Raw genomic sequence first — 21,852 nt, 5'->3', positions numbered from 1 at the left:
CGATTACCGACCCCGGCTGTAGCAATGGTGAATTCCGCCCTTGGGCAGTCAAAGTGCACGATGGCAAAGTGTGGGTAGGCACGGTGTGTTCCGCCGAAACTTCACAACAGGCAGCGGATTTGAAAGCCTATGTGCAAGCCTTTGATGGCACAATCTTCACTACTGCGACCAGCTTTGCGCTCAACTATTCCAAAGGCAGTATCGGGAATGGCCCCAGTGATGAAAAATGGCAGCCTTGGAAGGATACTTTTACAACATTGGCAAGTGGCGATTTTGCGATTTACCCACAACCGATCTTGTCCGACATTGAGTTTGACATGGATGGTAGCTTGATTCTCGGTTTTATGGATCGCCTAGGGCATCAAGTGGGTGGCGTGAATTACACACCGAATTACCCCGATGATGACACCATGATTCAAGGGCAAACCGGCGGCGATATTATCCGCGTGTGCAATAACGGCGGCAAATACGAACTGGAGAACAATGCCACCTGCACCAGCGGCAGTACCGCAGGTAAGGATAAAGGCCAAGGTCCCGGCAATGGCGAATATTACTGGGGTGAGATGTGGGATTTTAACCCCTTTAACGCCGATGGTGGTTATCACCAAGAAACCAGCTTTGGCGGTTTGGCATTCAAAGCCGGTTCGGGTGAAATTGCGGTGACGGCGATGAATCCGCTAAACCCGAATGCCAATGCGGGCGGGGTTATCTGGTTGGATAATGCCACAGGTGGGCGTGCTGCCAATGCCGGTGTGCAAGTTTACCGCCAGCAAGACGGCACTAGCCCGTACTTTGGGAAAGCCTCTGGGATGGGTGATGTGGAATTGTTCTGTGCCGAAGCCGCGTTGCAACCCGACGTGAGCTTGACCAAAGTGGTCGATAAGCCGACGGCGAAACGTGGGGAAACCGTGATTTATACCCTGACACTGAGCAATACCGGCACGGGCGCTGCTACCGGCGTGAGCGTGACCGACTCGTTACCGGCTGGAGTCGTGTATGTCAGTGATGATGGCAGCGGCGCTTACGTAGCATCGAGTGGGGTTTGGTCAGTGGGCAGTTTGGCAGCAAATACCACCAAGACGCTAAAGATTACCGTCACCGTGAAATAAGTTACTTGGCGGGATTCACTACCGCTCTTCGGGGATTGATGGAGAACCACCACGATGAGCGGTATGCTTGGCTAGATAAGATTGGGGCAGTTAACAATAACAACGAGCTGAATAATGAAAACTAGAAAAATACCCTATTATGCGCGATATGCAGGTGTTGGGCTGCTGCTATCTGCCGCTGTTGTACAAGCCGATATTTCCGGCAAAGTTTTTCGCGATTTCAATGCGAATGGCACGTTTGATACCGGTGCAAGTTTCAATGAAGTCGGCGCGGCAGGCGTCACTGTGAAAGCATTCGATATTACCGGCGCAGAGACAGCCGTTGCGACGTCGGGTGCAGATGGTGCTTATACGCTCACTGGTTTGACTGCCGGTAATGATTATCGGGTGGAGTTTTCATGGGCTGAAAGCTGGTTGAAGCCCGGTGTTGCTGGTGGTACGTCGGTACAATTTGTTAAGGATGCAGCGACGGGTATTAATGTTGCTTTGCAAGCGCCCGATGAGTACTCATCTTCTGCTGATCCGCGTATGGCCATTTCCACTTACCGCAATGGTTCGGGTGTTGGTTCCACTGATGGCGCTATCCAATCTTTTCAGCGTTCGAGTTCGGGGCTGAATTCCCAGTTTACTGCCAGTGATGGAAATCAGGGTACAGGGCCGCAACCCGATGATGAAGCTACGCTAGGCGAGGTGGGTAGTACTTGGGGAATTGCTTGGCAAGCGGACAAGAAGCGGATTTATGCTGCCAGTTTCCTGAAGCGCCACGTAGGGCTTGCGAAAGGGCTTGGTTCTGTTTATGTAGTCGATGCGAGTACTCAACCTGGAAGCCTAGTCAAGGATTTTAACTTACAAGGTATTACCCCTGCCAATGGTGGCGCAGCAATTGATCTTGGTAACGTTTGTCGGGATTCTACGTGTGCATCTGAAGCAGGCAGGACGGGAATTGCCGCAGATTATGAGTTGCCAGCCTCCAAAACTTCACCCAATGTTGATATGGATGCTTTCTATAAGGTGGGCAAAGTAGGCTTTGGCGATATTGATATGCAGCCCAATAGTGATTGGCTATGGTTGGTAAATGCTAACCAGCAGGCATTGATCTCCGTTAATGTGGGAATATCTGATGTTGCTGCATTACCGGGGGAAGTTAAACAATACCCTATTGCCAGTTTGCCGGGCGTGCCCGTCTGTGAGGGTGGTGCATTACGCCCCTGGGCTTTAGGTTTTTCTCATGGCAAAGGTTATTTGGGGGTGACATGTGATGCGTTTGATAGTCGACAAGCCACAGACTTAAAAGCAATAGTATTGTCTTTCGAGCCGAATAATATAAGCACGGGTTTTACCACACTATTGAATTTTCCATTGGCATATTCTCGTGATACTGGCAAACCTTTTCAACCTTGGCTGAATGAAACGGAAGTAACGACAGGTTATTTGAGTCAAAGCAGTACTCAGGGTCAAGTTGATATTCCTCAGCCTCTTCTGTCAGATATTGAGTTTGATGATAATGGCAATCTGTATCTCAATATTGTCGATATTTTTACACACCAGACCGGAAGTAATAATTTCAAACCTATTTCTGGTGGCAGCGCCGAGCTGATTAATGGTATCGCTAACGGTGATTTTCTGAAGGCTTGTAAAGTACCCGCAGGATTTGTATTGGAAGGTCATGCAGATTGTCCGGCGAATTTCGCTAACGGAGTAGGGCCTCATGCAAATGGTGAGTTTTTTGAGGATAGCGCAGGAGATGGTCGACAAGAAAGTGCTAGTGGTGCAATGGCGGTGTTGCATGGTACTGGGCAGATTGATGCTATTTTAATGGATCCGCATCCTACCGGGCAGGTGGGGCAAAGATGGTGGACGACTCAAGGTGTAAATAGCTATAACTTGAGTGATGGCAAAATCTCTAATTGGTATTCGATTCATCATGCAGGTGACGCAAGTTTATTTGGTAAGGGTACTGGTTTTGGCGATATTGAGTTATTGACCGACCCCGCGCCTATTGAAGTCGGCAACCGTGTGTGGAATGACACCGATGCAGACGGTATTCAGGACGCGGATGAAGCCGGGATTGACGGCGTAGACGTTATCCTAACCTGTGGTACTGATACTGCTACAGCAACAACTGCAAATGGCGGGCAATTCCTCTTTTCCAGTGCAACTAATGCAACTTTCATGGGGGGCGGTGAAAGCTGCAAAGTAACCGTTAGCAGCGCGGGGCAAACAGAACTCGATGGTTTGAGTGTCACCCAACAAAACGCCGATAATGCCAGCGATAACAATCCTGTGACCGATGTACGCGACTCCGATGCGAATACCGACGGGGAAATCAGTTTCACAGTCGGTGGGGTCGGTGAAAATAACCATGCGTTGGATATTGGTTATAAGGCGGCATCCGTAAAAACCGATATTAAGCTTACCAAAAACGTTAACCCGGTGATGGCTAAGCGCGGTGATACGGTGGTGTATACACTCACTGTAATCAATGAAAGTGATGTTGCGGCAACGGGCGTAATTGTCACAGATAAATTACCTGATGGTGTGGTGTTTGTGTCCCACAATGGGGCGACGGCTGGGGTTTATAACGCGGGAACCGGTGAGTGGGATGTTGGGGAGCTGTTGCCAGGAGTGGCAAACGCTAAAACGTTGAATATCACCGTTACCGTTAAATAAGCGAGTAAATCATGGTGGGGAGTCGTTGATTAATATAACGATTTCTCACCTAAATTTTTATTTTGTAATCAGCTATACCGTTCTTCGGTTTCTGTTTCAGAGAATCTGCTGATAAGTGGTATTATTTTTTCGATTAAAATAACAATTGGCTAATGCTGAGTTGTCCGAATAATGAAAACAATGGATCGGATCAATGTATAAAAAAATACCTTTGATGCGTTTGGGGGCGTGTGGTGCAGGTATCTTACTGCTGTCTTCACAAGCTGCTTATGCATCAGGCACACAAACTTTTACTAAAGAACTGTTGACGGCGGCGAGTGCCAAACCGGGTGAAACCGTCAAATACCGTTTCAAACTCGCGTGTTCCAGCTTAACATCTGATTGCGGTAATCTAACGCTGGAAGATACCTTGCCAACGGGGCTTGAAGCACTCAGTTGTGTAGTCCCAAGCGGCTTTACCACAGTATCCTGCGATGCCTCCAACCCGGTCATTAAAGTGACCAAGAATGACGTATTTAACGGCGGTGATAGCTTTATTATTGAAGTGAATACCCGCGTGAAACTGGGTACAGCAGCGGGTACATTGCTGGCCAATACGGCAACATCGCTGATTACCTCACCCGACACCCCCGAAAATGGTAGCCTGCCTTCGACTGCCAGCGAGGTGACGGTGAGTGCATCCGCACCTAACTGGAGTATCACCAAGGCACGAATTTCCCCTGCAACCAACTTGAAACCTGCACCGGATACCGATGTCAGCTATCAGGTTAATTTCTGCTCCAATACGGCGGTAGGAAACGTTAGTCTTGCTGGTGTCGTGTTGAAAGACGTATTCCCCGCTGGTGCGGTAGTGGTAAACGCTGGTGATGCAACAACGGTCAGCGGCAATGAAATGAGCTGGGACTTGGGCAATCAGGACTTGGCAACGCTGTATGCAGGCAAGGATTACAATTCACAAAACTGTATCGTCAAGGCGTATACGCTGCGTTACCCTGTGGCGACTTTCCCGATTAATACCAGCATTACCAATACCCTAAGCGCGACGGGAACACCTGAGGGGGGGCACAAGGGCCGATTGGTACTGATGCGGTCATCACCGAAACTATCGGTGAGCCAACTCCTGGCGTGGGATTGACTAAATGGGCAAAAGATGTACTGGCAGGGGCAATGCCACCATCGGAAGGCTTTAACTGGGGGATTCGTGCTGATACCAACAGCTCCAACGCACCCGTGCCAGACCTGACCTTGTATGACACTTTGCCACTCACGCCAACAGGTGTTGTGCCGAAAAAAGTGTATGTACGTGAGTGGAACTCTCCTGCGACCACCAATGCCCCAAGTGGCAGTAATGTGCGCTTGACCTTGGGGCATTCCGCCGACAGCGGTGATTGTAAGCTAGCCAATTACACGACGTTGTTAACGGATGCCGCCAGCGGTTCTAACCCTGATGGTTTTGACCTGCCTGCTGATACCAAATGTATCCGTTGGCAGTTCAAGGATTTGGGGCCGGATGGCCCAGCCGTACCGCGTGGTTGGTTGTTTAACCCGTATTGGTCAGGCGTGGTGACAGCCGATACTTCGGCGGTGGCAGGCGCTTATCCGGTGACAGTGAAAAACTGTGTAGCAGGTACATTCACCAAGTTTGATGCATCCACAGGTACATCGGGTGACATTTGTGATGATTCCTTCGTGGAAGAGGCCACACCATCCATCATGCTGTACAAAGACGTGACGAATGGTGGTAGCTTCCGCCCGGAAGATAGCGTGCAGTTCCAGATTCATGCCGAGCAGGATTGGACTAGTGCGACTGGCGTGGCACATGACCCGGTGTTGGTGGACTTTCTGCCGAAAGAACTGGAGTTTGTGAGCTGGGATAGTTTCTCCGTCAGTGGTGGTGCAGCCGGTTTCCCTGAGCCAAACCTTCAGGTTGTACCTGACCATAACGGTACAGGGCGTACTTTGTTGCGGTTTGTGTGGTCTGCAACACCTCCCGCCGGGTCAGTGCGCAAGGATGGTTCAGCAGGTGTGGCCAATGCTGCTGATTTCCCGGTTGGCAACTGGATGCGGGTAAACATCACCGCTAAAGTGAAGCCGGGTACAGTGGTTGGCTCTTATGCCAATGAAGCGGGATTCTTTGATAATGGGCCACGCTTCACTTGCCATAACACCACGGGTACGGATAGCAACGATCTGGATGGTGATGGCAGTAGCAGTGATGAAAGTTGTACCCGTGAAATCAATTTCAACGTGGTTTCTGCATCGGTCATTGCGGCTGAAAAATGGGTCAAAGGCGAATTTCCGACCCTGCCAAATGTGGATGATCCGCTGACCAACCCAGCCGTGACCAATGCGCAATGCCCGGATAATGGCGAAGGTTACACCCGTTTCCCGTGTGTAGCGCAGGTTTCGCATAATGGTGCGTTCAATTACAAGTTGCTGGTGACTAACAAGGGTAATGAAGCCCTTACCAACTACATCCTGTATGACGTATTGCCCGCCAAAGGTGATACTGGTGTAGGCCAGCCGGTTTCCGGCTTGCAACGTGGTAGCCAGTGGCAACCGGTGTTGACGGGGGCGATTACGGCTGCTGATGCGTATACGACTTCCGCTAACGCTGTGGTTGAGTATTCGGCAGCGGCTAACCCTTGCCGCCCGGAAGTGTCTTCTTCTGCTACGGAAACTCCTGCTGACCATTGGCAAACAGGTTGTACGAATGACTGGACTACAACTCCGGCTGACTTTGCCAAGGTGACGGCATTCCGTATCAAAGCTGCGTTTGCTGCTGCGCCGTATTGGGAGCCGCTGAAAGCGTTGACATTTAATGTGCCAATGCTTGCACCGGAAAATGCACCGCCCAGCATTGTTGGAAATACACGTTACTTTAGCCCTGCATGGAATTCACTGGCGCACCGTGTTACCCAGCAGTCCAACAGCCAGCGTTTAGACACTGCCGAGCCGCGTCAAGTGGGGATTATCGTGCCGACCATCAAATACCGTATCGGTAACTTGGTGTGGAAAGACGATAACAACAACGGTATTGCCGAAGCCAGCGAAACCGGTATTGCCGACGTTGATGTGAATTTGTTGGATAGCAGCAATGCTGTGATTGCTACCACCAAAACGGATGCCAATGGTCATTACGTGTTTGAAGGGTTAGCGGCAGGCACATACCGTGTGGCGATTCCAAGCCCAACAACGCAAACCGCGTTAAATGGTCTTAAGTCGTCTGAAAATGGTGAAGAGGCTTCCCCTGATGCTGATCTGGACAACAATGACAACGGTGTGACGCTTGACCTGGCATTAGGTTTGCTTTCCGGTAACATTACCTTAGAGGCAATCCCCGCAGAACCCGAAAATGAAAAACTGCGTACTGACAATGCGGATAATGACGATGATGCTTGGCCGGATATTGCCTCTAATAAAACAGTGGATTTCGGATTCTTTACCGCCCCTAATGCCCCTGAGGTTGATGTCAAGCTAAGTAAGATTGCGGATAAAAATGAAGCTAAACGCGGTGATACCGTTAAATACACATTAACAGCCACCAATGATGGACCGGATACGGCAACGGGCGTCACCGTCACCGATACAATGCCCGCAGGGGTCAAGTATGTCAGCGATGACAGCACGACAAACGCTTATGACCACAATACCGGGGTGTGGAATGTCGGCGATCTTGCCAAAGATGCACCGAAAACACTGACAATTACGGTAACAGTTGAATAACAAACAATAACGTAGATTAAAGAGAGCGATAAAAATGAAAAAATTTACCCATACTAAAACCTTGTTGATTTCTTTTTGTGCCATTGGCGTATTGATGGCCGCTAACCAGTCGTGGGCGGATACAACTGTTACCAACTGTGCGCAGGTATCCGCAACCATCGAAACGGATACCGATTCCACGCCCGCCAGCAAAGCCAGTCAAGCCGATTTGTTGACAGCCTTTGAAGCCGGTGAAACATTGGAAGATGACGAGGCGTGCGCTCCGTTAACGGTGCAGTCGGTCTTTGACTTTGGCGATGCACCGGATACCTATGGCACATTGTCAGCAAGTACTGGGGCGCAGCATGAAATTATTCCGGGCTTACTATTGGGCGGTACGGTTGATGACGAAACAGACGGTCAACCTACTCCAGCAGCCGATGGCGATGGTGCAGATGAAGATGGCTACAGTGTGCCGGTTCTCACTGATGGTCAACCTGTGACCTTAAAAGTCACTGCCACCAACACCACCGATAAAGCCGCTACACTGGGTTGCTGGATCGACTACGACGGCAGCGGCACGTTTGAAGGTTCCGAATACGGCTTTGCGCCAGTGGCGATAGGAACACCATCTTCCATCATTGATGTGGTTATGCCTGCGGCACCAGCAGATGCCAGCACTAACGCTGACACCAAAGATGGTACGTATGCCCGTTGCCGTTTGAGTACCGCACCCATTGATGGCACTAAAGCCACCGGTACGTTGGCTGATGGTGAAGTGGAAGATACTAAAGTCACCTTTACCGCCCAAACTGTCTTCGACTTGGCTTTACTGAAACGCTTGGCAGTCGATCAAGCTGCCAGTGTTGAGCCGGGTGACACCGTTAAGTTCACCATCGAAGTGACCAACCAAGGCAACGTTGACGCGAAAGACATTGTGATCACCGATTACATCCCAGCAGGTTTGACCTTAGCCGATGCCAATTGGACGGCTGTTGCCGGTGTTGCAACCTTGAATACCCCGATTCCAGCATTGGCAAAAGGCGATAAAACCACGGTTGACATCAGCTTTACCGTGAATAGCGATGCAACGGCGGGTAAGGTTGAAAACGCGGCTGAAATCAGTGCAGCGACCGATAGCGCTGGTGCACCAGTGACCGACATAGACTCTACGCCAGACACTGACCCAGGCAATGAAACAGGTAAGCTTGATGACGTCATTGATAACACCGACGGCGACGAAGACGACCACGACATTGCGGAAATTACTATCACTATTGACCCGAAAGTCGATATTGAACTGGTCAAAACCGTTACCGACGAAGCGGGTGTAGCGCTCACCACAGTACGCCGTGGCGATACGGTTGTTTATGTGCTGACCGCAACCAACAAAGGCCCAGACAATGCCACTGGCGTCACGGTAACGGATCAATTGCCCGGTAGCTTGACCTACGTGAGCGATGACAGTGCTGGCAATTACGTGTCGGCAACAGGGCTGTGGACAGTAGGCGATTTGGCAAAAACCAACGGCAGTAAAGTGCTGAAAATCACTGCAACCGTAAAATAAGCAGATTGTTCTGTACCAACGTGCATGGGGCATAGCCCTCATGCACTTACGCCGATGCTAACACTGATATAAAAATTAATTGATCGGGGCACTATAGATGAAAATAATAAAGCTCTCCTTGTGCATTTCCATGGTTGGCGCGTTTGCGACATTGCCACCAGCGTATGCGAACGAAGTTGTCGAAAACTGCACGCAAGTGGTGAATACCGGCGGCAGTGATAGCGATATTGCCAATAACGAATCGTGCGCTGCGGTTTCGATCCCGTTCGACTACGGTGATGCAACAGACCCTACTTTCCCAGTATTACTCACTAGCAACGGTGCACGTCACCAGCTCGGCACGCCTGTGTATTTGGGTAAGTGTGTGGATGGCGATTCCGGGCTATTGCAGGGGGGAGCCAATGCCGATGACGCCAGCGAAAGCCAGCCGGTTTACGGCGTTTGTGAAACGGATGCATTTGGCAAGCTGGATGATGAAGACGGTGTGGCGATTGCTGCATTGCATGTTGGCGATACCAAAAACACCGTGCAAGTGACCGCCAGCAGTGCGTGCAAATTAAACGCTTGGGTCGACTGGAATCAAGACGGTAGCTGGGGGGGCGCGGGTGAGCAAGTGTTCATCGACCAAGTGCTTGCCGCTGGCGTTAATGATCTGACGATGGACGTTCCCGCCTTCGCTGCCGAAGGCACGATTTATACCCGCTTCCGTTGTTCCACGGCAGGTGGTGATGGTATTGGGGGCGAAGCAGCGGATGGTGAAGTTGAAGATTATGCGCTGAATGTTCTACCAGCCATTCCGAAAACGCCCGTTTCCGTCGGCGATTTCATTTGGGAAGACACCGATAAAGACGGCAAGCAAACCGCCGGTGAAAATCCTTTGGCGGGCGCTACCGTTAGCTTATTGGATAGCAAAGGCGCTCCGGCTAAAGATTTGACGGGCACCATCGTGGCTGACGTTACCACCGATGGGACGGGTAAATACCTGTTCGGCAATCTGCCCGAAGGCGATTACAGCGTTAAAGTGACGCCACCTACCGATTATATTGTCAGCCCAAGTGCGGGTGATGTGGACGATGTTCCCGCGAATGACGATAGCAATTGCGCCGTGCAAGGCGACGGCAGCATTACCACGGCATTGTTCAGCCTGAGCGCGGGCGGCGAACTAATTGACGACGGTGATGCGGATGCGAACAGCAATTTAAGCGTTGACTGTGGTTTCTATAAACCGACCGAACCCACGCACAGCTTGGGCAATAAAGTCTGGATCGACGATGGCGCAGGCACTGCCGCCAACGCCAACAACGGCACTTTGGATGCTGGCGAAGCCGCCGTTGCTGATGGTGTTTTGGTTGAATTGCGTAATGCGGCGGGTGCACTGCTGACCAATACCACGACCAGCAAAGGTTTCTATTTGTTCAGCGGCTTGACCGCTGGCGATTACAAAGTGTGTGTTGCCGCCAGCAACTTTGCCGATACCTCCATTCTAAAAGGTTTCAACGCCAGCACTGGCGGTAATGAGGCCGATGCTAACGCGGGCGTGGATAGCAATGACAATGGCAGCGACGTGCTGGCTGACGGCTTGTGTTCCAACGTCATTACGTTGGATGCGAATGCGCCAACCGGTGAAACCGACACTGCCAGCGGCACGGCTGGTGATGATGGCATGAATACCCCAGATGCTTTGTCGGATCTGACGGTTGACTTTGCGGTGATCCCGCCACCACCGCCCACCCCGATGAGCGTCGGTGACACGGTTTGGATTGATGCCGATGAAAACGGCTTGCAAGGCAAAGACGAATTGCCACTGGTTGGCGCAGTCGTGACTTTGTTGGATAAAGACGGCAACCCGGTCAAAGATTTAGCGGGTAACACCGTCGACTACCTGCAAACCGACGCATCCGGCAAATACTTGTTTAGCCATTTGCCCGAAGGTGAATACATCGTGCGCGTGCAAGCACCGGATGGCTATGCGGTAACACAAGGCGGTGCGGCGGTAGATACTGATCCATCCAACACTGACAGCAACTGTGCAGTCACGGGCGGCAATGTGCAAACTTTGCCATTCCTGCTGAGCGCAGGCGCGGAATCCATCACCGATGGCGACACCGATGCCAACACCGATTTGAGCGTCGATTGCGGTTTCTACGTGCCGAAAGTACCAACGCACAGTTTGGGCAACCGTGTTTGGGTTGATGCCAATAACAACGGTGCGGCAGATGTGGGTGAAACCCCAGCGGTGGCTGGCGTTGCGCTAGAATTGAAAGATGCCAATGGCGCAGCTCTCGGCACCACCACCACGGATGCTGAAGGGCGTTACCTGTTCAGCAATCTGTCCGCAGGCAGCTATCAAGTGTGCGTGGTCGCGGATAACTTTGCGGCAGGCAATATTCTGGAAGGTTTCACCGCGAGTACCGGCGGTAACGTGGAGGATGCGAATACCGACATTGACGGGGACGACAACGGCACGGACGACATCGCGACCGGCTTGTGTTCTAACTTTGTCGTATTGGATGACCAAGAACCGACAGGTGAAGCCGGTATTAACGATCAGCCCGGTGTTGACGGCGTAGGCACTGACGATAACCGTTCCAACTTAAGCGTTGACTTCGGCATTGTTCCACCGGCAGTGCCACCGACAGCGGTACACAGCATCGGCAATATGGTGTGGGTCGATAATGGCGCAGGCGATGCCACCAAAGCCGATAACGGTCAATTTGATGAAGGCGAAGGTTTGCTGAACGGCATCAAATTGGAATTGCGCGATACCACGGGTGCAGTGATTGACAGCACCATGACGGCTGGCGGTTACTATTTGTTCCCCGGTTTGAATGCAGGCGAGTATCAAGTTTGCGTGGCAGCGGCTAACTTCACCGGCATGGGCAAACTGGTGGGTCATACCGCTGGTGTGAACGGCAAAGAAGCTGATGCGAACACTAACGGTGATAGCAACGATAACAGCGGTACCATGACCGCCAATGGCCTCTGCTCCAACATCATTGTGTTGGACGACCAAGAGCCAACCGGAGAATTGCCAACCGGTGTCGGCATTGCAGGCGATGATGGCATGAGCACGGACGATAACCGTTCCAACCTCACCGTTGACTTTGCGGTATTGCCACCGGCGGTTGCGCCTACTCCTGTAGCGGTGGGTGACAGAATCTGGATTGATACCGATGAAGATGGTCAGCAAGATGAGAACGAAATTGGTCTGGAAAATGCCACCGTTACGTTGCTGGATAAATCGGGCAACCCGGTCAATGACCTCGATGGCAAACCCGTTGCAGCGCTAACAACAGCGGCGGATGGCCTTTACCTGTTTGAAAATCTGCCGCAAGGTGAATACGTGGTGCGGATTGCAGCACCCGCAGGCTATATCACCACCCAAGGCGGAGCAGCGGTCAACGATGATCCATCCAACACCGACAGCAATTGCCAAGTGGTCGATGGGCAAACACAAACCGGCGCCTTCAATCTCACCACTGACAATATGACCGTGGACTGCGGTTTCTACCAACCAAAAGTGCCAACGCATAGCCTCGGCAACCGCGTGTGGATTGACACAAACAACAACGGCATGGCAGATAACGACGAACTGCCCGCCAGTGCCGGTGTCGGCTTGGAACTGAAAGATGCCAGCGGCACGGTCATCAAGGCCACGACTACCGATGCCAACGGGCGCTACCTGTTCAGCGGTTTAACGGCGGGCGATTACCAAGTGTGTGTGGTTGCGGATAACTTCGCGGCGGGCAATCTGTTAGAAGGCTACACCGCCAGCACCGGCGGCACCATCGCCGATGCAAACACCAACATTGACGGCGACGACAACGGCTCCGATGACATCAAGGCCGGTTTATGTTCCAACCTCGTGGTGCTGGATGATCAAGAACCGACAGGTGAAACCACCGCAACGGGCGCAGACGGCGTTGATGGCATGGGTACCGACGATAATCGTTCCAACCTCACGGTCGACTTCGGGATTGTGCCACCGGCAGTGCCGCCGCAAGTGGTTTCTGTGGGTGACAAAATCTGGCTGGATGCCAACGAAAACGGTCAGCAGGACGAGAATGAAAGCGGTCTGGAAAATGCCACCGTTACCTTGTTGGATAAATCGGGCAACCCGGTCAATGACCTCGATGGCAAACCCGTTGCTGCGGTAACAACAGCGGCGGATGGCCTTTACCTGTTTGAAAATCTGCCAGCGGGCGAATACCTGATCCGGGTTGTAGCGCCAGACGGCTATATCACCACCCAAGGCGGGGCAGCGGTCAACGATGATCCGTCTAACACCGACAGCAATTGCCAAGCGGTTGATGGGCAAACACAAACCGGCGTTTTCAACTTGACCACCGATAATCTGACGGTGGACTGCGGTTTCTACGTGCCAAAAGTGCCGCTGCACAGCGTGGGTAATACCGTGTGGGTCGATGCTAACAACAATGGCCTATTCGATAAAGACGAACAGCCAGTAGTCGATGGCGTGGTTATGGAATTGCTGGATAAAAACGGCGCGGTCATGGCTTACACCGAAACCAAGGACGGTTACTACTTATTTAGCGGTTTGGCAACGGGTGAATACAGCGTTTGCGTGGCTCACGGCAACTTCGACCAAGGTGTGTTGAAAGGTTACACCGCCAGCACCATGGGCGACGAAGCCGATGTGAACGCGGGAACCGATAATGCCGATAACGGTGACAATGACACCCAAGACGGCTTGTGTTCCGAGATGATTATTTTGGATGACCAAAGCCCAACGGGTGAGCTGCCAACGGCTAGTGGTAAAGCCGGTGACGATGGCATGAGTACGGACGATAACCGTTCCAACCTCACCATTGACTTCGGTGTGGTTGCTCCTGCGAAAACCGTATCGGTGGGTGATTACATCTGGGTGGATGTCAATGAAAACGGTCAGCAAGACGCAGGCGATACGCCATTAGCCGGTGCTACCGTTACCTTGCTGGACAAAGACGGCAAGTCCGTAGTGCTAGGTGGTGATATGGCGATTGCGCCAATCATTACCGGGGCAGACGGCAAATACGCATTCAGCAATCTGCCCGAAGGCCAATACAGCATTAGCGTGGCGGCACCCGCAGACAGCGACTACATGCCTACCAAAGGCGGTGCCGATGTTGACAACGATGCGTCCAATACCGACAGCAATTGTGATGCGGATACCGGCAAAACCAGCCTGTTCACCCTAACCGCAGGCGCTGAACCGGATGCAGCGGCAGACGGTGATGGCACCGACGGCAATATGACGGTGGATTGCGGCTTCTACCTGCCAGCAGCAGAAAAAGCCACGATTAGCGGTACCGTTTCTGTGGATACGACCGGCGATAGCAGCGGCGAAACGCCGTTGGCGGGTATCACCCTGTCGCTGTTGAAACCCGATGGCACGCCAGTTTTGGATACCGACGGCAAGCCTGTTACCACCTTGACAAATGCCAACGGCGAATACCTGTTTGCAAATCTCGACGCTGGCGATTATCTGGTTGTGCAAACCCAGCCTGCCGATTACAACTCGGTCACTGACGGCGACACCACCTCACCGGAAGACGATGCTGCCAATACCGATACCACCGATGACCGCATTCCAGTAACGGTGATCGCGGGTGAAACCGATGATGGCAATGACTTTGTGGAACGCGCTCCAGTCAAACCGAACACGGTTTCCGTCGGTGACTTTATCTGGATTGATGCCAACGAAAACGGTCAGCAGGACAAAGACGACATTGGTTTGGCGGGCGCGACCGTTACCTTGATGGACAAAGACGGTAATCCCGTGGTGCTGTCTGACGGCACAAGCGTTGCGCCGATCGTGACGGCGGCAGACGGCAAATACGTGTTCGGCAATTTGCCTGAAGGTGAATACAGCATCCGCGTGACTGCGCCACAAGGCAGTGCCTATTTGCCGACACAGGGCGGCGCAAAAGTGGATAACGATGCGTCCAACACCGACAGCAACTGTTCAGTGGATACCGGCAAAACCAGCCTGTTTACGCTAACCGCAGGCGCTGAACCGGATGCAGCGGCTGATGGCGACGGTATCGACGGCAATATGACGGTGGATTGCGGTTTCTACTTGCCTAAAAAGCCAATGCACAGTATCGGTAATACGGTGTGGGTCGATAACGGTGAAGGCAGTGCTGCCAACAACGGTCAATTCGATCAAGGCGAAACCTTGCCAAGCGGGGTGCACGTCGAATTGCGTGATGCCGCTGGTGCACTGATTCGCAGCACCCAAACCGACAAAGGTTTCTACCTGTTCAGCGCGTTGGAAGCAGGCGAGTACAAAGTCTGTGTGGCGGGCAGCAACTTCAACGACGGCGCGGCGTTGGATGGTTTCACCGCCAGCACTGCCGAGAAAGAAGCCGATGCGAACACCAACGGTGACAACAACGATAACGGTGACAGCACTGCGTCTGACGGCTTGTGTTCTAACCTGATTGTGTTAGATGACAAGGAACCGAACGACGAACAACCAACCGCCAGCGGCATTGCTGGCAATGATGGTATGGAGACGGACGATAACCGTTCCAACCTCACGGTTGACTTCGCTGTCGTGCCGGTACAAACGGTGACACCGGGTACGCCCGTAGCCGTGGGTAATCAAATCTGGGTGGATAGCAACGCCAATGGTGCGCGTGAAGCGACCGAGGGCTTCCTTGAAAATGCGGTTGTGACCCTAACCGATGCTTCGGGGCGTGCCGTGGCGGATCTGGATGGCAATACCGTTGCGCCGCATACCACGGGCGCGGATGGTCTTTACCTGTTCGATAACTTGCCAGAAGGTGAGTACATTGTAACGGTTGAGCCGCCAGCAGGTTTCTCTCCCACCATCGGCGGGATTGATGCGGATGACGATGCCAGTGACATAGACAGCAACTGCCGCGTTAACCCGATCAATACCACGATTGAAACGCATCCATTCACGTTGACGGCGGGCGCTGAACCCGACGCGGACGGTGATGATGCCAATGGCAATATGACGGTCGATTGTGGTTTCTATGGCTCCATGTCCTTAGGTGACAAAGTTTGGTTGGATAACAATGCCAACGGTCAGCAAGATAATGGAGAACCGGGTATCCGTGGCGTGAGCGTCAGTTTGCTGGAAGCGGATGGCATTACGCCCGCGACGGACATCGACGGCAAACCGGTTGCTGCGGTGATGACAGATGACAGCGGCAATTACCTGTTCCAGAATTTGAAACCGGGTAATTACATTGTGGTCATGAGTCCGGCTGCCAATTCTGGTTACAGTGCTACCAAAGGTGGTGTTGACCCGGATGCTGATCCATCCAACACCGATAGCAATTGCAAAGCGGTGGATGGACGCTTCCAGACCCCAACGTTTAGCTTGATGCCGAGTGTAACCTCAGACGGCAATAGCTTCAGCAATGTCAGTGTCGACTGCGGCTTGTTCCGCCCGCTGAATTTAGGCAGCCGTTTGTGGCTCGACCTGAATAATGATGGCAAACAAGACGGCGGTGAACCGGGTATTCCGGGGGCGACTGTCACCTTGCTCACTGTCGATGGCAAGCCCGTGAGCAATATTTTCGGTGATGTGCTGCAACCGCAAACCACGGACGGTGACGGTAAGTACTTCTTCGGCAATTTGCGTGAAGGCGATTACATTGTGAAAGTTATCCCGCCAGCGGGTTATGCGGCTACGATTCCCAATGCTGATCCGAATGACGATAATCCGACGGATAGCAATGGCATTCCGGCGTCGGATGGCAGTATTTCCAGTGGCGTGATCAGGCTCACACCGGGTGCAGAACCTGAGGATGGCGGTATGACCAACACCACCATCGGTTTTGGTTTGGTTGCCAACTTGTCCGTGGCCGTACCAACCTTGAGCCAATGGGGTGTCGCGATTATGAGTATGTTGCTGGCAACGGCTGCCTTCTTCCGCCGCCGTCGCGAAGACTAAGAGACCCCTCACCCCTCACCCCTCACCCCTCGCCCCTCTCCCTCAAGGGGCGAGGGGAGTAAGAGAAGAAAAAAGGCCAGCCATGTGCTGGCCTTTGTCTGTGATTTTGAGCCGTTAATCCTACTTGTACTGATTAAAATCCGACTGAAACACTAAATTGATAAATGCATGAAGTGTTTACTATCATGTATTTATTATATGGATATAGGAGATAATGTTATGACAATTGGATTGTTAAGCAGCTTGTTTGGTAGTAATAAATCAGCTCCTCAACCCACTTCTAACTGCGGGTGTTCTGAGAATTCCGGTTCTAAAAACGAGAGTTCGAGAAGCAAATCATTTGGTGGTGGTTTGTTAGGTTTAGCGGGCGGCTTGGTAGATGCTAAATTAAATTTGGTTAATAATTTAATCGGTGGCATTGGTGGTGGTCATTCTGGTTCGGCTGGTGGCAATTACGGTGATCACTATTCATACTCTTCAAAAGGCAAGCATTAACGTTTCTACTGCTTTCCCATTTGAGGCGATGTGAATACTAGTCAAAAGAGGTCAGCTTGATGCTGGCCTTTTTTTGTGGATGATGCATAGCAAAAAAGTGTAGTATGTAGCCCTTTTCCAATGGCAGTTTTGGGGATTTATGGCAGGCAAAACGCTCTACGATAAGGTCTGGGATGCGCATGTGGTGCGGCAAGAAGCCGACGGCACGGCTCTACTCTACATCGACCGTCACTTGGTTCACGAAGTCACCTCACCGCAAGCTTTTGAAGGGCTGCGGCTTGCTAACCGCCAACCGTGGCGCATTGCTTCGATGGTTGCTGTACCCGACCACAACACACCCACGATTGATTTGGACAAGGGAATCACCGACCCTGTTGCGCGTTTGCAAGTCGAAACGCTGGACGCGAATTGCCGCGCTTTCGGTATTACCGAGTTCGCGATTGGCGATATTCGGCGCGGTATTGTCCACGTCATTGGCCCTGAGCAAGGCGCAACCTTGCCCGGTATGACCGTGGTTTGCGGCGATTCGCACACCTCCACGCATGGCGCATTCGGCGCACTGGCGCACGGTATCGGCACATCGGAAGTCGAACACGTTATGGCAACGCAATGCCTCATCCAGAAAAAGATGAAAAACATGCTAATCAGCGTTGATGGCAAAGTCGGTGCAGGCGTGACCGCCAAAGACATCGTGCTGGCTATCATCGGTGAAATCGGCACAGCGGGCGGCACAGGTTACGCCATCGAATTCGGCGGCGAAGCGATTCGCGATTTGTCGATGGAAGGTCGCATGACGGTGTGCAACATGGCCATAGAAGGCGGCGCACGTGCTGGCATGATTGCGGTCGATGACACCACCATTAACTACGTCAAAGGTCGCCCGTATTCCCCGAAAGCAGAAGATTGGGAAGCAGCGGTAGCCGCATGGCAAGATCTGCATTCCGATGCGGACGCGGTATTTGATCGCGTGATTCGCTTGGATGCTGCCAGCATTCAACCGCAAGTGACGTGGGGAACGTCCCCCGAAATGGTATTGCCTGTCGATGGCAAAACGCCTGACCCCGCCAACGAAACCGATCCCGTCAAAGCCAGCGGCATCCGCGCCGCGCTCAAATACATGGGCTTGGAAGCGAACACGCCGATTACTAACGTGCAAATCGACAAAGTATTCATCGGCTCATGCACCAATTCCCGCATCGAAGATTTACGCGCTGCTGCGGAAGTCGCCAAAGGCCGCAAAGTCGCCGCAAATGTGAAGCTCGCAATGGTCGTTCCCGGTTCTGGTTTGGTCAAGCAACAAGCGGAAAGCGAAGGCTTGGACAAAATTTTCATCGAAGCCGGTTTTGAATGGCGTGCGCCGGGTTGTTCCATGTGCCTTGCGATGAATGCCGACCGCCTCGAACCGGGCGAACGTTGCGCCTCCACCTCCAACCGCAACTTTGAAGGGCGGCAAGGGCAGGGCGGACGTACCCACTTGGTCAGCCCCGCAATGGCAGCAGCGGCAGCAGTGACAGGACATTTCGCGGATGTGAGGATGCTCTAATGGAAAAATTTACTGTACACACCGGCTTGGTTATTCCACTGGATCGTTCTAACGTCGATACCGACGCGATTATTCCCAAGCAATATTTGAAATCCATCCAGCGTACCGGCTTTGGTCCCACGCTATTTGACGACTGGCGTTACCTTGAACCGGGTGAACCGGGCATGGATCACAGCAAACGCACCCCGAATCCCGATTTCGTGCTGAATGCGCCGCGTTACGCAGGTGCTTCCGTGCTGTTGGCGCGTGAAAACTTCGGCTGTGGTTCGTCGCGGGAACACGCGGTGTGGGCGTTGACCGATTACGGCATTCGGGCGGTGATTGCGCCGAGTTACGCGGATATTTTCTTCAACAACAGCTTCAAGAATGGCTTGTTGCCGTTGACCTTGCCTGCTGAAGTGATTGATCAGTTGTTCGTTGAGGCGCAAGCCACCGAAGGCTATCAACTCACTGTGAATCTGGCAGAGCAGCAAGTGGTCACGCCGAGCGGTGCAGCGTTTGCGTTCAGCATTGACGAGTTCCGCAAATATTGCCTGCTGAACGGGCTGGATGATATTGGGCTGACGTTGCAACACGCTGATGATATTCGGGCGTATGAAGCAAAGCGTAAGCAAGTCGCGCCTTGGTTATTTTAAGATTTTGATTTATTTGGGTTAGGTTGTTATGACACACAAAATTTTAGTATTGCCCGGTGACGGCATTGGCCCGGAAATCGTGGCAGAAGCGGTTAAAGTCCTCAACGTGTTCACCGCTGAAGGCAATCTGTCGGTAGAGCTGGAATACGCCAATATCGGCGGGATCGCTTACGACAAAGAAGGGCAACCGTACCCGGATTCTACCCGTGCGTTGGCACAAAAAGCCGATGCGATTTTGCTCGGTGCAGTCGGTGGTCCTCAATACGACGCACTGGATCGCCCGTTGCGCCCCGAACGCGGTTTGCTGGCAATTCGTGCCGACTTGGGTTTGTTTGCCAACCTGCGCCCCGCGATTCTGTACGAAGAACTCGCATCCGCGTCCACCCTGAAACCCGAAGTGGTGGCAGGTCTGGACATTATGATTGTGCGCGAATTGACCGGCGGCATCTACTTCGGTCAACCACGCGGCATCCGCGTGCTGGAAAACGGAGAACGCCAAGGCTTCAATTCTGCGACTTACACCGAATCCGAAATCGAGCGTATTGCCCGCGTCGGCTTTGAAACTGCCATGAAGCGCAACAAGCGTTTGTGTTCCGTTGACAAAGCCAACGTGCTGGAAGTCTGCGAACTGTGGCGCGAAATCGTCGAAAAGGTTGGCAAGGAATACCCTGAAGTTGAACTCAGCCACATGTACGTCGATAACGCGGCGATGCAATTGGTACGTGCGCCCAAGCAATTCGACGTTATCGTGACCAGCAACCTATTCGGTGATGTGCTGTCGGATGCGGCGGCGATGCTGACCGGCTCTATCGGCATGTTGCCGTCTGCCTCCCTGAATTCGTCTGCGTGCGGCTTGTACGAACCGATCCACGGTTCAGCGCCCGACATCGCAGGCAAAGGCATTGCCAACCCGTTGGCAACCATTCTGTCCGTAGCAATGTTGCTGCGTTACAGCCTCAATCGTCCAGAACTGGCTGAACGCATCGAAGCGGCAGTGAAAACAGTGCTGGCATCAGGCGTGCGCACTGGCGACATTTATACCGAGGGTTGCCAAAACATTGGCACGGCGGCAATGGGTGACGCGGTTGTTGCAGCTTTACAAGGGTAATCATGGCAAAGACTTATAATGTAGCAGTTGTTGGAACCGGCAGTCTGGTTGGCGAAGCCATACTGGACTTGCTGGCAAAGCGTAAATTTCCAATTGGCAAAATATATGCACTGGAATTTGCCACCGATGGCGAACAATACGTCGATTTCGGCAATAAAACGCTGGATATTGAATCAGTCGAAGATTTCGATTTTTCCAGCGTGCAATTGGCGTTATTTGCCAGCACTGAAACGGTAGCGGCGGATTATGTGCCAAAAGCAGTCGCCGCTGGTTGCCTTGTTATTGATGACAGCGCCTGTTTTCGCTTTGATGCGGATGTACCGTTGGTCGTACCAGAGGTGAATCCAGCCGCGATTGCGGGGTATAAGCAACGCGGGATTATTGCGAATCCCGGCAGTATGGTGAGCCAAATGCTGGTGGCCTTAAAACCCTTGCATGATGCTGCTGACATTACCCGCATTAACGTGGCGACGTATCAGGCAGTTTCCGGCACGGGGCGTGCAGGTATTAATGAGTTGGCGCATCAAACCGCGCAATTACTCAACGCCCGTCCGGTTGAACCGGAGCTGTACGCCAAACAAATTGCCTTTAATCTCTTCCCGCACATTGGCGCGTTTCAGGAAAACGGCTATACCTGGGAAGAAATGAAAATGGTGCAGGAAACCCGTAAAATCATGGGTTTGCCGGAGCTTGGGGTGAATCCAACAGCGGTGCGTGTACCCGTGTTTTTTGGTCATGCAGCGGCTATTCATATTGAAACGCAGCGCAAGCTGACGGCGGCTGAAGCAACCGCGTTGTTAAGTCAAGCGGCTGGCGTTGAAGTGTTGGATGAACGTCAAGATGGTGGTTATCCAACCCCTGTCACCGAGGCCGTTAATAGCGATGTGGTTTATGTTAGCCGTATCCGTGAAGATATTTCGTGCACGTCTGGTTTAGATTTATGGGTGGTTGCTGATAATGTCCGTAAAGGTGCTGCGTTAAATAGTGTGCAAATTGCCGAAATATTAGTACGCGATTATATATAGGTGTGGTTAAGCGGGAATTAATTCACTGTTGCCCACAATGACTAGCAGATACGGTTAGGTGTTAG

General features: G+C 52.4%; 11 protein-coding genes. All 11 read left to right on the top strand.

All coding sequences use genetic code 11. From position 1 onward, the window contains the following. Positions 1-317: 317 nt before the first annotated feature. Positions 318-1,109: a DUF11 domain-containing protein gene (locus HMY34_RS20460; RefSeq protein ID WP_323127468.1), complete on the top strand. Its 792-nt coding sequence runs from the start codon at positions 318-320 to the stop codon at positions 1,107-1,109. A gap of 114 nt (positions 1,110-1,223) precedes the next feature. After that, positions 1,224-3,779 carry an SdrD B-like domain-containing protein gene (locus HMY34_RS03940; RefSeq protein WP_202718011.1) on the top strand — a complete coding sequence of 852 codons (2,556 nt, stop codon included), beginning with the start codon at positions 1,224-1,226 and terminating at the stop codon, positions 3,777-3,779. 193 nt (positions 3,780-3,972) lie between these two features. After that, a complete protein-coding gene (locus tag HMY34_RS03935; RefSeq protein ID WP_202718010.1) occupies positions 3,973-4,914 on the top strand; it encodes a hypothetical protein in 942 nt (313 codons plus the stop codon). Next, positions 4,911-7,505, top strand: coding sequence for an SdrD B-like domain-containing protein (locus tag HMY34_RS03930; protein ID WP_202718009.1), 2,595 nt, complete (start codon positions 4,911-4,913; stop codon positions 7,503-7,505). Before HMY34_RS03935 ends, HMY34_RS03930 begins: the two co-directional genes overlap by 4 nt. 34 nt (positions 7,506-7,539) lie before the next feature. After that, complete coding sequence (locus tag HMY34_RS03925; protein ID WP_202718008.1) at positions 7,540-9,051, top strand: CLIPPER-2 domain-containing protein; 1,512 nt, start codon at positions 7,540-7,542, stop codon at positions 9,049-9,051. Positions 9,052-9,148: 97 nt separating this feature from the next. Further along, a complete protein-coding gene (locus HMY34_RS03920; protein ID WP_202718007.1) occupies positions 9,149-16,981 on the top strand; it encodes an IPTL-CTERM sorting domain-containing protein in 7,833 nt (2,610 codons plus the stop codon). Positions 16,982-17,200: 219 nt separating this feature from the next. Next, on the top strand, positions 17,201-17,476 hold the full coding sequence (locus tag HMY34_RS03915) for a hypothetical protein (protein ID WP_202718006.1): 276 nt from the start codon (positions 17,201-17,203) through the stop codon (positions 17,474-17,476). A 139-nt stretch (positions 17,477-17,615) separates the two neighbouring features. After that, positions 17,616-19,019: a 3-isopropylmalate dehydratase large subunit gene (gene leuC, locus HMY34_RS03910; RefSeq protein ID WP_202718005.1), complete on the top strand. Its 1,404-nt coding sequence runs from the start codon at positions 17,616-17,618 to the stop codon at positions 19,017-19,019. Continuing rightward, positions 19,019-19,654 carry a 3-isopropylmalate dehydratase small subunit gene (gene leuD / locus HMY34_RS03905; RefSeq protein ID WP_202718004.1) on the top strand — a complete coding sequence of 212 codons (636 nt, stop codon included), beginning with the start codon at positions 19,019-19,021 and terminating at the stop codon, positions 19,652-19,654. Before leuC ends, leuD begins: the two co-directional genes overlap by 1 nt. A 28-nt stretch (positions 19,655-19,682) precedes the next feature. After that, positions 19,683-20,762, top strand: coding sequence for a 3-isopropylmalate dehydrogenase (gene leuB, locus HMY34_RS03900; protein WP_202718003.1), 1,080 nt, complete (start codon positions 19,683-19,685; stop codon positions 20,760-20,762). 2 nt (positions 20,763-20,764) lie between these two features. Further along, complete coding sequence (locus tag HMY34_RS03895; protein ID WP_202718002.1) at positions 20,765-21,787, top strand: aspartate-semialdehyde dehydrogenase; 1,023 nt, start codon at positions 20,765-20,767, stop codon at positions 21,785-21,787. The last annotated feature ends 65 nt before the right edge of the window (positions 21,788-21,852 follow it).

The organism is Thiothrix subterranea (genome assembly GCF_016772315.1).
In the GTDB taxonomy this organism is placed as follows: Bacteria; Pseudomonadota; Gammaproteobacteria; order Thiotrichales; family Thiotrichaceae; genus Thiothrix; species Thiothrix subterranea.
The sequence above is the reverse complement of the archived record's forward strand: the minus strand, read 5'-3'. Positions and strand labels throughout refer to the sequence as shown.